The sequence below is a fragment of the Roseibium limicola genome, from assembly GCF_017313085.1.
GTDB lineage: Bacteria > Pseudomonadota > Alphaproteobacteria > Rhizobiales > Stappiaceae > Roseibium > Roseibium limicola.
Genome location: NZ_JAFLNF010000004.1, coordinates 59,307 through 74,677, shown reverse-complemented (window position 1 = coordinate 74,677; position 15,371 = coordinate 59,307). Strand labels below are relative to the sequence as shown.

Annotated in this window: 16 protein-coding genes; 6 read left to right on the top strand and 10 right to left on the bottom strand. The window is 60.9% G+C overall.

From position 1 onward, the window contains the following. Positions 1-82 precede the first annotated feature (82 nt). Genes cbiE through cobM form a run of 4 tightly spaced genes read left to right on the top strand, consistent with a single transcriptional unit; the run spans position 83 to position 4,612 of the window. Complete coding sequence (cbiE, locus tag J0X15_RS10195; RefSeq protein ID WP_206940362.1) at positions 83-1,300, top strand: precorrin-6y C5,15-methyltransferase (decarboxylating) subunit CbiE; 1,218 nt, start codon at positions 83-85, stop codon at positions 1,298-1,300. Beyond that, a complete protein-coding gene (cobI, locus tag J0X15_RS10190) occupies positions 1,297-2,022 on the top strand; it encodes a precorrin-2 C(20)-methyltransferase (RefSeq protein ID WP_206940360.1) in 726 nt (241 codons plus the stop codon). The genes cbiE and cobI overlap by 4 nt, the downstream gene beginning before the upstream one ends. Beyond that, positions 1,992-3,848, top strand: coding sequence for a precorrin-3B C(17)-methyltransferase (gene cobJ / locus J0X15_RS10185; protein ID WP_206940358.1), 1,857 nt, complete (start codon positions 1,992-1,994; stop codon positions 3,846-3,848). The genes cobI and cobJ overlap by 31 nt, the downstream gene beginning before the upstream one ends. Continuing rightward, entirely contained in the window at positions 3,845-4,612 is a 768-nt protein-coding gene (gene cobM, locus J0X15_RS10180; RefSeq protein ID WP_206940356.1) for a precorrin-4 C(11)-methyltransferase, read from the top strand. The genes cobJ and cobM overlap by 4 nt, the downstream gene beginning before the upstream one ends. Before the next feature lie 62 nt (positions 4,613-4,674). Here the strand turns inward: cobM and J0X15_RS10175 are convergent, their stop codons facing one another. From J0X15_RS10175 to cobA, 3 genes are all read right to left on the bottom strand, one after another. After that, positions 4,675-5,079 (bottom strand): RcnB family protein, encoded by a 405-nt coding sequence (locus J0X15_RS10175; RefSeq protein ID WP_206940354.1) that lies wholly within the window; start codon positions 5,077-5,079, stop codon positions 4,675-4,677. Positions 5,080-5,214: 135 nt separating this feature from the next. After that, positions 5,215-6,546: a cobyrinate a,c-diamide synthase gene (locus J0X15_RS10170; protein ID WP_206940993.1), complete on the bottom strand. Its 1,332-nt coding sequence runs from the start codon at positions 6,544-6,546 to the stop codon at positions 5,215-5,217. Next, positions 6,546-7,406, bottom strand: a complete 861-nt coding sequence (gene cobA / locus J0X15_RS10165; protein WP_206940352.1) for a uroporphyrinogen-III C-methyltransferase — start codon at positions 7,404-7,406, stop codon at positions 6,546-6,548. The genes J0X15_RS10170 and cobA overlap by 1 nt, the downstream gene beginning before the upstream one ends. 122 nt (positions 7,407-7,528) lie before the next feature. Here cobA and J0X15_RS10160 point away from each other — a divergent pair, with 122 nt between their 5' ends. Together J0X15_RS10160 and J0X15_RS10155 are read left to right on the top strand one after the other, a co-directional pair. Beyond that, the gene (locus tag J0X15_RS10160; RefSeq protein ID WP_206940350.1) at positions 7,529-8,623 is read left to right on the top strand and encodes a cobalt-precorrin-5B (C(1))-methyltransferase; all 1,095 of its coding nucleotides are present in this window, start codon (positions 7,529-7,531) and stop codon (positions 8,621-8,623) included. Continuing rightward, the gene (locus J0X15_RS10155) at positions 8,613-9,377 is read left to right on the top strand and encodes a cobalt-precorrin-6A reductase (protein WP_206940348.1); all 765 of its coding nucleotides are present in this window, start codon (positions 8,613-8,615) and stop codon (positions 9,375-9,377) included. The genes J0X15_RS10160 and J0X15_RS10155 overlap by 11 nt, the downstream gene beginning before the upstream one ends. Positions 9,378-9,451: 74 nt before the next feature. Here the strand turns inward: J0X15_RS10155 and ptsN are convergent, their stop codons facing one another. The 7 genes from ptsN to J0X15_RS10120 all read right to left on the bottom strand — a co-directional run bounded on the left by ptsN (position 9,452) and on the right by J0X15_RS10120 (position 15,353). Beyond that, complete coding sequence (ptsN, locus tag J0X15_RS10150) at positions 9,452-9,919, bottom strand: PTS IIA-like nitrogen regulatory protein PtsN (protein WP_206940991.1); 468 nt, start codon at positions 9,917-9,919, stop codon at positions 9,452-9,454. A 101-nt stretch (positions 9,920-10,020) separates the two neighbouring features. Continuing rightward, on the bottom strand, positions 10,021-10,608 hold the full coding sequence (hpf, locus tag J0X15_RS10145) for a ribosome hibernation-promoting factor, HPF/YfiA family (RefSeq protein ID WP_206940346.1): 588 nt from the start codon (positions 10,606-10,608) through the stop codon (positions 10,021-10,023). A gap of 278 nt (positions 10,609-10,886) precedes the next feature. After that, on the bottom strand, positions 10,887-12,464 hold the full coding sequence (gene rpoN, locus J0X15_RS10140) for an RNA polymerase factor sigma-54 (RefSeq protein WP_206940344.1): 1,578 nt from the start codon (positions 12,462-12,464) through the stop codon (positions 10,887-10,889). A 71-nt stretch (positions 12,465-12,535) separates the two neighbouring features. Continuing rightward, on the bottom strand, positions 12,536-13,279 hold the full coding sequence (gene lptB, locus J0X15_RS10135; RefSeq protein ID WP_206940989.1) for an LPS export ABC transporter ATP-binding protein: 744 nt from the start codon (positions 13,277-13,279) through the stop codon (positions 12,536-12,538). 210 nt (positions 13,280-13,489) lie between these two features. Further along, entirely contained in the window at positions 13,490-14,023 is a 534-nt protein-coding gene (lptA, locus tag J0X15_RS10130) for a lipopolysaccharide transport periplasmic protein LptA (RefSeq protein WP_206940342.1), read from the bottom strand. Continuing rightward, on the bottom strand, positions 14,020-14,673 hold the full coding sequence (lptC, locus tag J0X15_RS10125; RefSeq protein ID WP_209015244.1) for an LPS export ABC transporter periplasmic protein LptC: 654 nt from the start codon (positions 14,671-14,673) through the stop codon (positions 14,020-14,022). Before lptC ends, lptA begins: the two co-directional genes overlap by 4 nt. Before the next feature lie 59 nt (positions 14,674-14,732). Further along, complete coding sequence (locus J0X15_RS10120; protein WP_206940340.1) at positions 14,733-15,353, bottom strand: ribonuclease D; 621 nt, start codon at positions 15,351-15,353, stop codon at positions 14,733-14,735. Between the last annotated feature and the right edge of the window lie 18 nt (positions 15,354-15,371).

Genomic DNA, 15,371 nt, shown 5'->3' with positions numbered 1-15,371 from the left:
TCATCCAACGCCTACGGCGCACCGATCCCGGATCTGCGTCCGGGATGACGAAGGAGAGCGTATCTGAAAAGGGAGCTGCCCTATGACCGCAGCGTGGCTGACACTGATCGGCATGGGCGAGGATCGAGTCTTGTCGCCTGCGGCGCGGGATACGCTGGCGCAGGCGAAGGTGGTTTACGGCGGGGCGCGGCATTTCGAGCTGTGCGGTGCCGAGATCACCGGAGAGGCCCGGCAGTGGCCATCGCCTTTCGCATCGGTCTATTCGGACCTCGCCGCCTTGAAAGGCACGCCGACGGCCATTCTCGCCACCGGCGACCCACAGTGGTACGGCATCGGGTCGGCGCTTGCTGCCCATGTTTCACCTGAAGAAATGCTTGTGCTGCCGTCGCCTTCCGCCTTTCAGCTGGCGAGCGCCCGGATGCACTGGCCGCTGCAGGACGTGACCTGCCTGTCCTTGCATGGGCGCGCCCTGGAAACCCTGAACGGTTACCTGCAACCGGGCCGCAAGATCCTTGCGCTGACCAGCAATGGCGAGACGCCGGGCAAGGTCGCGCGACGGCTCACCGATGCAGGCTTTGGCCCCTCCCGCATGACCCTGATGGAGCATATGGGGGGTGCGCAGGAGCGGCTTTGCTCAGCCACTGCGGCTGAGTGGCGCGAGGCCTGTGCCGACTTCAACACCCTGGCCATCGAGCTTTTGCCAGGCCCCGATGCAAAAGCCTTTGCGCGGGTGCCGGGGCTGCCCGACAGCGCTTTCCGTCACGACGGCAAGATGACCAAGCGCGAAGTCCGCTCCGTCACCATGAGCGCCTTGCAGCCGATGCCCGGCCAGCTTCTCTGGGATGTCGGCGCCGGCTGCGGATCGATTGGTATCGAATGGCTGCGCGCTGCAGAGCAGACCAGCGCCATTGGTCTGGAGCCCCACACTGAGCGCCGGGCCATGGCGGCGGAAAACGCCCTGGCGCTGGGCACTCCGGCGCTCAAACTGGTGGATGCAACCGCGCCGGATGGGCTGACGAACCTGCCCGACCCGGACGCCATCTTCATCGGCGGTGGACTGACCACCCCGACGCTTGTTGCCACCTGCCTGTCGCGCCTGAAGCCGGGCGGGCGTCTGGTCGCCAATGCGGTGACCCTGGAAGGAGAAGCCGTGCTGTTGAGCGCGCATCAAACCCACGGCGGCGATCTGATCCGCCTGACTATCCAGCGCGCCGACAAGGTGGGCGGACTGACCGGATGGCGCCCCTTCATGCCGGTGACCCAGTGGAGCCTGACCAAGCCGCATGGAGACATCGCATGAGCGGGGTTCTGTATGGCGTCGGTCTTGGCCCGGGCGACCCGGAGCTGATGACCCTGAAGGCGCACCGGCTGATCTCTTCGGCGCGTGTGGTCGCCTATCCCGCACCGGATACGGGCGAGAGTTTCGCCCGTTCGATCGCGACCGATGTCATTTCCAAGGATGCGCGGGAAATCCCGATGGTTGTTCCCATGCGGGTCGACCGGTTTCCGGCCAAACAGATCTACGATGAGGCCGCCAAAACCATCGCCGCGGAACTGGAGACCGGCGAGGATGTCGTCGTGCTGTGCGAGGGCGACCCGTTCTTCTACGGCTCCTTCATGTATCTGTTTGAGCGGTTGTCAGAGCGCTTCACGTGCGAGGTCATCCCCGGGGTCACCTCGCTGACGGCTTGTGCGTCGCGGCTGCAACGACCGCTGACCAGCCGCAACGATGTGATGACGATCATTCCCGGGCCCCTGCCCGACGAAGCGATCCGTGCCCATATCGACAGTGCCCAGGCGCTGGCGATCATGAAGGTCGGTCGTCACCTGCCGCGCCTCAAGGCGCTGTTGCAAGACATGAACCTGCTCGATCGTGCCGGATACGTCGAACGCGCCAGCCTACCGAGCCAGAAGGTTCTGCGGCTGGAAGACGTTGCTGACGATGCCGCGCCGTATTTTTCCATGATCCTGATTTACAAGGGAGACGAAGCGTGGACGCTGCCCCCATCATCGTCGTTCTGAACGAGGCTGGTCTCGACACGGCCCGCAAGCTGGAGGCCGCCGTCCCCGGCGCTGTCCTGCACGGGCTGGCCGGGCGTATCCGGGATGCGGATACCCTGTTCAATGAGACCATCGCCCACCTGCAGCAGCTGTTCAAAGCCGGTCATCCGATCATCGGCATCTGCGCCAGCGGCATTCTGATCCGGTCCCTCGCTCCGCTGCTCAGCGACAAGCGCAAGGAACCGCCGGTCCTTGCGGTCTCCGAAGATGGCGCCAGCGTGGTGCCGCTGATCGGCGGCCATCATGGCGGCAATGATCTGGCGCGCGCGCTTGCCCGTGTCCTCGAGGGTCATGCGGCGGTGACAACGGCCGGTGATACGGCCCTCGGCATCGCACTGGATCAGCCGCCACAAGGCTGGACGCTGGCCAACCCGGAAGACGCCAAGCCGGTGATGGCGGAACTGCTTTCGGGCGCCAGCATCACCATCAATGGCTCTGCGCCATGGCTCGCAAGCGCCAATCTCTCTCAGGCCACCGATGCAAGCCTGAAGATCACAGTCAGCGAGCAACCGTCAAAAGGCTCGCCGACGGAACTGGTGTTCCATCCGCGGACCCATGTTCTCGGGCTGGGATGCGCCCGCGGCTGCGATGCGAGGGAGCTGATTGATCTTGTAGATCAATGCCTTGACCAGGCCAATGTTGCCCAGGGCGCGGTGGCCTGCGTTGCCAGCCTGGATCTGAAGGCCGATGAAGCGGCCATGTCGGCAGTGGCAGACCATCTTGGTGTTCCGTTCCGGGTGTTCACGGCGGAGCGTCTGGAACAGGAAACCCCACGGCTGAAAAATCCGTCCGATGTGGTGTTTACCGAAGTCGGCTGCCACGGGGTGTCGGAAGGCGCTGCCCTGGCCGGCGTTGGGGCAGAGGGCGCGCTGGTGCTGGAAAAGCACAAGACCGCCAATGCGACGGTGGCGATCGCCCGCGCATCCGTACCGGTGGACCCGGCCACCATCGGTCGCGCCCGTGGAAAGCTCTCCGTCGTCAGCCTGGGGCCGGGACAGGACGACTGGCGCTCGCCTGAGGCAACGCGGCTGCTGGCACAGGCGGAAGACGTGGTCGGCTATTCGCTCTATCTGGACATCGTTCGCCCGCACATCACCGCCAAGACCCACCACAATTTCAAGCTCGGCGAAGAGCAGGAGCGCGTGCGGTTCGCGCTGGAACTGGCCGGTGAAGGCCGTAACGTCGCGCTGATTTGTTCAGGCGACGCAGGCATTTACGCCATGGGCGCCCTGGTCTATGAGCTGATTGACCGAGACACGGACAACGGCGGGGCAACGGATGCCGCCAAGCGGGTGGAGATCGTCAACGCACCGGGCATTTCGGCACTCCAGGCAGCCTCTGCGCGCATCGGTGCGCCGCTGGGTCATGACTTCTGTGCCATCTCCCTGTCGGATCTGCTGACCCCGTGGGAGGCGATTGAAAAACGGCTGAAAGCTGCGGCGGAAGGCGATTTCGTCATTGCCTTCTACAACCCGGTTTCCAAGCGCCGCCGCACACAATTGGCCGCAGCGCGCGAAATCCTGCTGCAACATCGCCCGAAAGACACGCCGGTCGTTCTGGGAATCAACCTTGGCCGTCCGGAAGAAATCGTCCGGGTGACCACGCTGGAAGCCCTGACTGTCGATGAGGTCGACATGCTGACCACCGTTCTCGTCGGCTCGTCCAATTCCAAGGCTGGCCTGCGCGGCGACGGAAAACCTTACGTCTTTACCCCGCGCGGCTATGCCAAGCGGATCGACGCGCCAGAGACCGCCCCAGACACAACCTCTGAAGGAGACCCGGCATGACCGTTTATTTCATCGGCGCCGGTCCCGGCGACCCGGATCTGATCACCGTGCGCGGCCTGAAGCTCATTCAGGCCTGTCCGGTCTGTCTTTATGCAGGTTCCCTCGTGCCGGAACAGATCGTCGAGGCGGCCCCGGACGATGCTAAGGTGATCGACACCGCACCCATGCACCTTGATGAGATCATTGCGGAAATCGAGTTGGCTCATGCTGCGGGGCAGGACGTTGCCCGGGTGCATTCCGGGGATCCGTCGATCTACGGCGCGACGGCAGAACAAATGCGTCGGCTGGACCGACTGGAAATTCCGTATGAGGTTGTGCCGGGGGTTCCGGCCTTTGCAGCAGCGGCGGCTGCACTGAAGATGGAGCTGACGATCCCGGAAGTCGCGCAGACCGTCATCGTCACACGCACCACGATGCAAAGCTCGGCGATGCCGAACAACGAGGACCTGGAAACGCTGGGCAAAAGCGGTGCAACGCTGGCCATTCACCTGTCGATCCGAAATCTACGCGAGATCGAGCGCAAGCTGACGCCGCTGTACGGAGCAGAGTGCCCGGTGATCGTTGCTTACCGGGTCGGGTGGCCGGATCAGTCGTTCATCCATGGCACGCTGTCCGACATTGCCAGCAAGGTCCGCAAATCGAAGATCACCCGCACCGCGCTGATCTTCGTCGGCCACGCTCTGAAGCCCGCTGCGGACTTCCGCGACAGCGCCCTCTACGACGCCGAACACGTGCATGTGCTGCGGCCGAAAAAGAAGGCCTGACGGCATTCAAATGACCACGGTCATTTTCAGAAACGAAAAATGACCGTGGTCAAATCAGAGCATCAGTTGTTGGCGGCAATGATGCTGGCGATCACGCCGCTGCCGATGGCGATCAGCACATATTCATTGTTGTAGCGCACCCAGCGATGGTTCTGCGGCGGCTTTTTCAGGCCATGCTTGCGGTAGTCAACCTTGGACCACTTCGCGGAGTTCGGCATCTTGCCGCCCTTGCGATGCCAGTTGGCGTGTTGCTGCTGCTTCGCATCCTTCTTGTGGTCCTTGTTGGTGTGCTGGGCCTTGGTGTCCTGCTTCCGAGGAGCCTGCTTGGAAGCGTGGCCCTTCTGATCCCGGCATTCACCCTGCTTGTGGCAATCAGGCTTGGACCCCGCAGCAAAAGCAGACGACGTGGCGGGGACAGCGAGAGACAACGCCAGAACCGCTGAAACGGCAATCTTTCTGAAAGTCATACTTGAATTTTCCTCAGTAATCATCCTGGAAATACTCGGAAATGAATAGAAATACATCGCCTCCGAAGACTCAAACCAAGAACATTTGAGGAAAGATAATAGTTCCGAGATTATTTGTAACAGAGCGGCTACAAATTAGACACCCTGACAGATCACATGGGCAAAGGAGCCCATGACCCGGCCACAGCGCAGGCCCATGTCGGGCATGGCCGTACCTTCCGCATCCGTTGCGGAGAAAAGCCGCTCTGCCGGGCCTTCCGAGATGATGCTGGCATAGTGAAACTCATGCCCCATCAGAGGCTTGCCAGCAAGGCCCGGCCAAACGTCCAGGTTCAGGGGAGTCAGAACCCGGTAGCCAAGGTGGCGCTTGCGCGCTGCAAAGCTTGTCACCAGCGGCAGGAGTCCCAGCATCGGGTGGGACCCGCCGTCAGCATCGATCAGAGCTTCGCCCAGGGTCATGTAGCCACCGCACTCCCCGTAGATGAGCGCGCCGCGCTCAGCGGCTGCCATCATGCCACTTCGAAAAGTCTCGGCAGACACCAATGGACCGGCATAGAGTTCGGGATAACCACCTGGCAGATAAACGCTTTCTGCATTTTCCTCTGGCGCTTCATCCGCCAGGGGCGAGAAGAAACTCAGCGCTGCGCCCGCGCGCCGCCAATCGTCCAGAAGATGCGGATAGCAAAAGGCAAAAGCCTGATCCCGGGCAATTGCGATACGTTGAGCAGGCGGTGGCAGCAGGAGCTTCGGTTCGGCTCGGCCTGCAAGCGCCAGCGGCGTCGCAAGTTTATCGAGCAGATCAAGGTCGAGACATTCTCTCACCCGCTCTGCTGCCGTCTCAAGAAAGCGCTCAAGGTCCCCATGTTCCGAGGCTTGCACCAGCCCGAGATGGCGATCCGGAAGATGCAGGGCCTCGTCGCGCGGCAGGGCACCGACCACGGGAATATTCAACGGCAACAATGCCTTGCGAAGCATCGCCTCATGACGGGCACTGCCGACCCGGTTGAGCACAAGCCCGGCGACTTTCACATCCGGTCTGAAATTGGCAAAGCCGGACACCAGAGCGGCGACGGATTGAGACTGACGGGCGCAATCCACCACCAGAACCACCGGCACGCCGAGACAGGCCGCCAGATCGGCAGCCGACCCAGTGCCATTGGCCGCGCCATCAAACAGTCCCATCGCCCCTTCGACAATCAGCAGCTGAGCATTTTCGGCCTGAACGCCAGCCAGATGCCGAAGTTGTTGCCCTGACATGGCGAAGGCATCGAGATTGACGCAAGGCGTTCCGCAGGCGGCTTCGTGGAACTTCGGGTCAATGTAGTCCGGGCCCGACTTGGCACTGGTAACCGCGCAGCCCTTGTTCTTCAGCGCGCGCAGAAGCGCCAGGGTCACTGTCGTCTTGCCCGCCCCCGAATGCGGCGCAGCGATCAGCAGACCTTTTGGGGCATTCGGGGCAACGGACATCATGCGGTGGTTTTGGCTGCGTCGCGCAGGTTCAGCGGATCGGAGACCAACACCTTGCCATCGAGGGCGCCGAGCCAATCCAGGCCAGCACGCAGGCGGACAACTTCGCCGACGCAAACAATAGCCGGTGGCTGCAGGCCCGCGTCTGCTGCATCCTCGACGCAGCGTCCAAGAGTGGTTTCGAGCACCTGCTGTCCAGCTAAGGACGCATTGCACACGATACCCACAGGTTCATCCACAGGGCGACCTGCTTCGATCAGTTTGCCGGCAATGGACCCCAGATGCTTCATAGCCATATACATGATCAGAACCTGCGAGCCCTTGGCCACGCCATCCCAATTGATGGCCCCGGGCATCAGGCCGGTGTGATCATGGCCGGTCAGGAAGGTCACCACCTGATTGCAATCGCGGTGCGTCGCGGGAATGCCGGCATAAGCCAAGCCGCCAATGCCTGCGGTCACACCGGGCACGATGCGGAACGGCACCCCGGCGGCAACCAGACCCAGCGCTTCTTCACCGCCCCGGCCGAAGACGAAAGGGTCGCCGCCCTTCAAGCGCAGAACCCGCTTGCCCTCCTTGGCGTAGTCAATCAGCTTCAGCGTGATGTCGCGCTGCTTGGGGCTGGGCTTGCCCCCGCGCTTGCCCGCGAAGTCCTTGATTGCACCGGGCTTTGCCCACTCCAGAATGCTTTCATCGACCAGCGCATCATAGACGACTACATCCGCCTGGCGCAGCCCGTTCAAGGCATTCAGCGTCAACAGACCCGGATCGCCTGGGCCGGCGCCGGTCAGCCAGACCCAGCCGGGCTCCAGAGAAGGCAAACCGGTGGGTGCGGTGGGTATGATATCTTCTGAGGTCATAAGGATTTTTAGACCTCCCTTGAGCTCGCGCCAAGCCTTCTTCCACCCGATGAGACGATCTATCCCGCGCAGAGCACGCGAAAAGAGCGTGGCGCCGGAAATTTCTCGGTTATAAACGGCGCATGGAACGACGACAGACGGCAGAGTTGAGACGGGGGTGGACCACCGGCGCTTGTGCGACAGGGGCTGCAAAAGCAGCTTACTTCGCTCTTCTGACGCAGCGTTTTCCAGACCCTGTGGAAATCTCTCTCCCCAAGGGTGGAACCACCCATTTCGCCCTCGCCCATCACACCCTTTCCGATGACACCGCAGAGGCTGCCATCATCAAGGATGCGGGCGATGATCCGGACGTGACCCACGGTGCTCTGGTGCGCGCCAGCGTGCGCAGGCTGCCACCAGGGTCGGGCGTTCTGTTCAAGGCTGGGCATGGCGTGGGAACAGTGACACGGCCCGGACTTCCCATTCCACCCGGCGAGCCCGCGATCAACCCGGTGCCGCGGCAGATGATGCGCACCGCTATGGCGGAAGTTGCACAGGCGACAGGTGCCGCTGCCGACGTGGAGATCACCATTTCCATTGATGAAGGTGAAGCGCTGGCGCTGAAGACCATGAATCCCCGCCTCGGCATCCTCGGCGGTCTGTCGGTTCTGGGGACGACAGGGATTGTCCGGCCGTTTTCTTGCGCCTCGTGGATCGCCTCGATCCACAGGGGCGTTGACGTGGCCCGCGCCGCCAACCTTACCCATGTGGTGGGCGCGACCGGAGCAACCTCTGAAGACGCCGTGCGCGCGCGCTACGATCTGGATGAGGTTGCCTTTCTCGACATGGGAGATTTTGCCGGTGGCCTGCTGAAATACCTGCGCGAGCATCCGGTGCCCCGGCTGACGTTGGCCGGAGGCTTTGCCAAGTTCACCAAACTGGCGCAAGGGGCGCTCGATCTGCACTCCGCCCGCAGCCAGGTCGACTTCAGCTTTCTGCAGGACCTTTTGCGCGACATGCAAGCGCCTCAGGGCCTGCTGGAGGGCTGCGTCACCGCAAACACGGCGAAAGAGGTGCTGGACCTTTCGCTACAGGCAGACCTCGACCTGAGCACGCCTCTGGCGCATGCCGCAAAACAAGCTGTGCTGGAGATCCTGCGCGGGGCGCCCATTGAGGTGGAAGTCTTGATTGTCGATCGTCAGGGCCGTGTGACCGGCGAGGTCGGCTTTGACGACTGACGCGCGCATTCTGATCCTCGGTGGTACACCGGAGGCGCGCCAGCTGGCGCTTCTGTTACAGGCGCGCGCGCCTGCACCGGACCAGGTCATCCTGTCATTTGCCGGGGCCGTTCGCGATTTGCCGGAAACGTCCTGCGAAATCCGCGTTGGCGGCTTCGGCGGGGCGGAGGGCTTGGCCGATTATCTGCTCAGTCGGAAGATCACCGCGCTGGTGGATGCCACGCATCCGTTTGCGGCCAGCATCAGCGCCAATGCTCAGGCCGCGTCAAGCGCAACAGGCATACCTCTGCTGCGCCTGTTGCGTCCTGCGTGGGCGCCAATGCAAGGCGATGACTGGACCGACTGCGCCAATTCTGCCGCCGCGCTGGAAGCACTGCCAGCGAGCTGTCGTCCGTTTCTCGCGCTTGGCCGTCAGGAGCTGCGGCAGATCTTTTCCAAAGCCGCCCATCTGCCAGCGTTGTTCCGCAGCATCGAGCCTGCCGACTTCCCCATTCCCGAGGGCTGGAGATGGATCGAGGGACGCCCGGCGCGCAGCATGACGGCAGAGTTGCAGCTGTTAAGAGACGCCGGCATCACCCACATGGTGACCAAGAACAGTGGCGGCGATGGTGCCTACCAGAAAATTGCCGCGGCCCGTGCCTTGCAGATCCCCATGCTGATGGTGTCACGCCCTGCGGAGCCGGCACAGGCCGTTCTGCCGGACGCTGAAGCCACCTGTGACGCCTTGATGGCGATCTTCACCACGCGCTCCTGAACGAAAAAACCCGACCACCGGGGCCGGGCTTTGAAATTCTTGTGCCTTGTCCATCCACCGGGACGCACCGCTGGTCAGGCTGCGTTGGACGACGCCAGCGGCTGAGTCAGCAAAGTGTACATATCAGCCGGGTCGGTGGTGTTGCGCAGTCCTTGCACAACCGCACTGTCACGCAGCTGCCTGGCAATTCGGGCCAGCGCCTTCAAATGGTCTGCACCGGCACCTTCCGGCGCCAACAGCAGAAACACCAGGTCCACCGGCTGATCATCCAGCGCATCGAAGTCGACCGGCTTGTCCAGGCGTGCGAAAAAACCGATGAGCTTGTCGAGGCGGGTCAGCTTGCCATGCGGAATGGCGATGCCATGCCCCACACCAGTGGACCCAAGTCTTTCGCGCTGAAGCAGCGTATCGAAAATCTCACGCTCCGAGAGGCCGGTTATTTCTGCAGCCTTGCAGGCCATTTCCTGAATTGCCTGCTTCTTGCTCTTGGCCTTCAGCCCGGCAACCACTGCCTCTTTCGTAATAAGATCACTCAGATCCATCATTCATGCCTACAACTTACAGGTACCGGATTTGCCTGATAAATCATGTTGCCTTGCTTCGGGCCGCAGATCCCATGCAAGCAAAACCGGTACCAGTTTCTTTAATTGGCTGTCTGTTCCGCCAACAACGCTGGGTCTATCCAGCCGACATTCCCGTCGGGACGGCGATAAACGACATTCACGCCACCATTCGCCGCATTCTTGAACAGAACCACCGGTGCTTCGGTGAGATCCAACTCCATGACGGCCATGCCCACGGTTAGGGTACGAACCTTTGCCGAGGTTTCGGCAATCACCAACGGATTGAAGTCCGCCGGCAACTCTTCCTCTTCCTCAGTCGATGCCAGCACGTAGGACGCTGCATCCATCGCATCACGACCGTTGCCGTTATGCAAATGGTGGTCCTTCAGCTTGCGTTTGTATCGACGCAGACGCTTCTCGATCTTGTCCGCAGCCTGATCGAAGCTGGGTCGGGGATCGTGGTCCTGCGCTGATGCCTGAAGTACGATGCCGGTATCGAGACGTAGAATACATTCCGATTTAAAACCTGCACCTTCGCGACTCACAGTGACGTGGCCGTCGAACCCTCCATCGAAATATTTCGACAAAGCATCCGCAATACGATCGGTCACATGCGTCCGCAGGGCTTCTCCTACGTCGACGTTTTTTCCCGAAATCCGCAAAGTCATGGGGACCTCTTATTCTCGTTAGGACCAAAAGGCCGCCGGGTAATCCGGCGCTTGAGACAGGCCGTGCCTCAAGCCTACAGAATGGACCACTCAGCGCCGAAGCGCCATCCCCTCGTCTGTCATCACTTGCGGGCGAGCCTATACGCGAGAGTCTGGGCGGCTGTCAACGCATCGCCCGATTTCGCGCGTTTGCCTGTTGAGAATTGATTCGGCCAAAGCCGCGCCTCAGGCCAAAAGAACCTGCTAAAGATCGCTTCAAGGCACTGGTTTTGCTGAAGTTATCGACGGGCGCGTTTTTCGCGACGGCGCTGCACCGACGACGGGATGTGCATTGCTTCGCGATATTTCGCAACCGTGCGTCGCGCGATGTCCACGCCGTCTTCTTTTAAGATTTTAACAATCGTGTCATCAGAAAGAATGGCATCCGACGATTCCCCGTCGATCATCTGGCGAATGCGATGACGCACGGATTCGGCCGAATGAGCATCACCTCCCCCAACCGTTGCAGAGATTGCGGAGGAGAAGAAATACTTCAGCTCGAAGATGCCACGCGGGGTCATCATGTACTTGTTCGACGTGACCCGGCTGATGGTGCTTTCGTGCATCCCGACGGCGTCGGCAACCGTCTTCAGATTGAGCGGACGAAGGTGGGCAATACCGTAGGTGAGGAAGCCATCCTGCTGGCGGACGATCTCACTGGACACCTTCAAGATGGTCTTGGCCCGCTGGTCGAGGCTCTTTACCAGCCAGTTGGCGGTCTGCAGACAATCCGTCAGATATTCCTTTTCGCCCTCTTTGCGGGCGGTGGTCGCCACGCGGGCATAATAAGTCTGGTTGACAAGCACCTTGGGCAGGGTGTCGGCATTCAGCTCGATCGCCCAGCTGCCGTCGCTTGCCTGGCGTACCAGAACGTCGGGCACCATCGGTTGGAGAGGTGCGCCACCGAACATGCGTCCAGGGCGTGGATCGAGCGCCTTGATCTCGGCAATCATCTCTTCGAGATCTTCCTCATCGACACCGCAGACCCGGCGCAAGGCGGCATACTCATACCGGCCGAGCAGCTCAAGATTGTCGAGCAGCGCTTCCATCGCAGGATCGAAGCGGTTCCTGTCCTTCAACTGAAGACCCAGGCACTCAGCCAGAGATCTGGCAAACATTCCAGCCGGCTCGAAGGTCTGCAGGATCACCAGAACCGCCTCGACACGAGCCTCCTCCACCCCGAAAAGTTCGGCGGCCTCTTCCATGTCGATCAGAAGATAGCCGCTCTCGTCGAGAGAATTGATCAGATGTTGGGCAATGATCTTGTCGACCGGGTCGCTGATGACGAGGTGCATCTGCTCTTCGAGCATTCCCGTCAGGGTCTCATCCTGGGCGACGAAGGCCTCCAGATTATAGCTTTCACCCGAGGATGAAGACGTGCTGCTCGACTTGAAGGCATCGCCTTCGCTGGTCAGGCGGGTGTTGCTTTCGTTGGCCGAAATACCGGGATCGTCAGGAAAGACATTGCCGAGATCCGCGTCCATGTTGCCGGCGATCTGCTCGGAACCCGGCTGCAGGTCCTTCTGCAGCCAATCCTCTGCCGATGACTCAAACGTTCCGCCATCACTATCGGACGGGGAGCCGCTGTCAGATCCATCGCCGGAAAAGTCGTTGTCCGTGGCTTCGTGAACCGGTTCACCCGGCCCGTCGCCCTCGCTGGTGCCCTTTTCCAGCAGCGGATTGCGCTCCAGCTCCGCATCGACATAGGCGGTGAGGTCGAGATTGGACAGTTGCAACAGCTTGATCGCCTGCATCAGCTGCGGCGTCATTATCAGCGACTGACTGTGTCGCATCTCAAGCTTGGGAGAAAGTGCCATCTACCTGAAGAATCGCCTTGCTGGTCTGGGTTGGTCCGCTTCTTGCTTATAACCTACCCTTGGACCTGTCATCAAAGCGTAAATTGTTCTCCCAGATACAATCGGCGAACATCCGGGTTGGCGACGATTTCATCTGGCCGTCCTTCGGTGAGCACTTCACCGGAGGCAATGATGTAAGCCCGGTCGATCAGACCCAGTGTTTCCCTGACATTATGGTCGGTGATCAACACGCCGATGCCACGCTGGGTGAGATGGCGAACAAGCTGCTGAATATCCCCGACGGCAATCGGATCGATACCGGCGAAAGGTTCATCCAGCAACATGAAAGCCGGTTGACTGGCCAGAGCACGGGCAATCTCGACGCGTCGACGCTCACCACCCGACAAGGCGATGGAGGGCGACTTGCGCAGATGGGTCAGGCCGAATTCCTCCAGAAGTTCATCCAGCTGTTGCTGGCGCTTCTTGCGGCTCGGCTCGATCACCTCCAGCACGGCGCGAATGTTTTCTTCCACGGTCAAGCCGCGAAAGATCGAAGCTTCCTGAGGCAGATAGCCAATGCCCAGCCGCGCGCGGCGATACATCGGCATCGTCGTGATGTCGAAGTCATCAAGGGTAATGCGCCCCTGATCCGGCCGAATGAGGCCGGTGATCATATAGAAGGTTGTGGTCTTGCCGGCGCCATTGGGGCCGAGCAAGCCGACCGATTCGCCCGGACGCACCGACAGGCTGGCGTATTTGACGACCTGGCGGCGGCCAAAGGTCTTGCCGATACCATCAACCACCAGGGCTCCCTGGCCTGCCGTCGACGACGCCAAAGGCTCCGGGGCATCCGCATCCGCAGTGCCGGTATCGCTGCCATTGGAGGGAAAGGAAAAAAGCTTCACCTGTGCCCCAGTCCTTATGTGGTGTCGGCAGTGACTGCCGTTGCCGTGGCGCCCAGATGCCCAGGGCTGGAAAACAGCCCCCGAAGCACGCATTTTTAGTGCGGCCCGAGGAACCTGTCGAGTGGAGAAGCGTCCGTCGCCTCAGTTGCCGGTCGAGCTACGTGGCTGGATCAGCACCTTCACGCGGCCGCTTTGCGGCGCCTGCAGATTGGCCTTGCCGGTTTTCAGATCAACCGTCAGCCGATTTCCAACAACAACATTGGCGCCCTGGCTGAGCACCACTTCCTTGCCGGTCATCACCATACTCTGCCGGTCCATGTCGAAGCTGGCCTCATCGCCGGTCGCGGTCTGATCCTCGGAAGAAATATAAACCCGGCCCCGCGCTTCGAGACGCGAGATGCTCTGCTGCACATCGGCCGTCGCCGAGCCGGCATAAAACACCACCAGATGCTGGGTCTTCAGCTGGGCATCGCCCTGGGTGACGACCACGTTGCCGGTGAAGGTAGCGCTGTTGGACTTGTCCTCAACGGCCAGGCTCTCGGCTTCAATCTGGATCGGTTCTTTTGTGTCGGAGCCGAACCCTGCGAAGGCATTGGAGAATGTTTGTGCCATGGCGGGCGCGGCGGCACCTGCCAGGAGAGCCACCGCGATGACTGCTATGCGAAACAGCTTCATTTTTGTACCTTCTCCTGAGCGGACGGATTCAGCACCATCTGGATACCATCCGTGAAGCGGACGACACCATTGTCCTGATCATAGTCGAGTTTCCCGGCCCGTATCTGACCCTTGTCTGATCGAATTGTAATCGGATCAGACGTTTTCAAGGCCCCGGACTTCAGATCGATCATCACATCGCTCATATCGACCGTATAGCCTTCTGACCATTCAATTTGCAGACCGTCATACATGGAAAGGGTTTCCGCACCGTTGTCATAGGTGCCCTTCAGCGCGGTGATTTGCGCATTCTGATCCTTGCTGAGGACGATCTGCGCATGGATCGTCTGCAGATCGATGATGCGTGGATCGCTCAGACGCTGCACGGCCCGCACGGCGGAGACCTTGTAGGAGCGATCGCCGTCATGACCGGAGAGCTCCGGCTGGTGCATCACCAGGCCGTCACTGGACAGGCTGATATTGTCGATGCCGAGATTAGACAGATAATTGAAAATGGCGATGAGCACGCCCATGCCGACCAAAATGCCAAGGCCGAGCAGCGGCAACAGGATACGAAAGACCCTGACCAGACGGCTGTGGCGCCGGGCCTTGCGTTGAACCCGCGACAAACCGCCGGCCCGAGCTGCTGCTGTTGATGCCATAGCCATCATGATGATGATTTCCCGCCGACAAACGTTCTGGAAGCGGATATAGGGCCGCTCCCCCACTATTACGAGTGGGCGAAGATATCGGTTTCCTCCCAGCCGATAAGATCCAGCGCTGCGCGTGTCGGCAGGAAGTTGAAGCAATTCTCTGCCAACTCCAGACGGTCTTCGCGTTCCAGCATGGCTTCCAGCCTGGCTTTCAGCGCATGCAGATGCAGCACATCGGACGCCGCATAGGCAATCTGCGCATCGGAAAGCTGCTCTGCAGCCCAGTCGGAACTCTGTTGGTGCTTGGAGACTTCAACACTCACCAGCTCGCGCAGATTGTCCTTCAGCCCATGACGATCCGTGTAGGTGCGCGCCAGCTTGGAGGCGATCTTGGTGCACCAGATCGGGTTCACGTCGATGTCGAGGTACTGAAAGAGAACCGCCACATCAAACCGGGCGAAATGAAAGATCTTGGTGATGTCCGGATCACTGAACAGGGCCTGGAGGTTGGGAGCCACTTCCTGTCCGCGCTCGATCTGAACCACATCGGCTGTGCCGTCTCCAGGTGAGATCTGCACCACGCACAGCCGGTCTCGATGCGGGTTGAGGCCCAGCGTTTCGGTGTCGACGGCAATCGCATCGACGGACTGATAGTTGGAGAGGTCCGGCAGATCGTTCTTGTGACAGCGGATGGTCATGAGGCAGGCGGGCTCCAG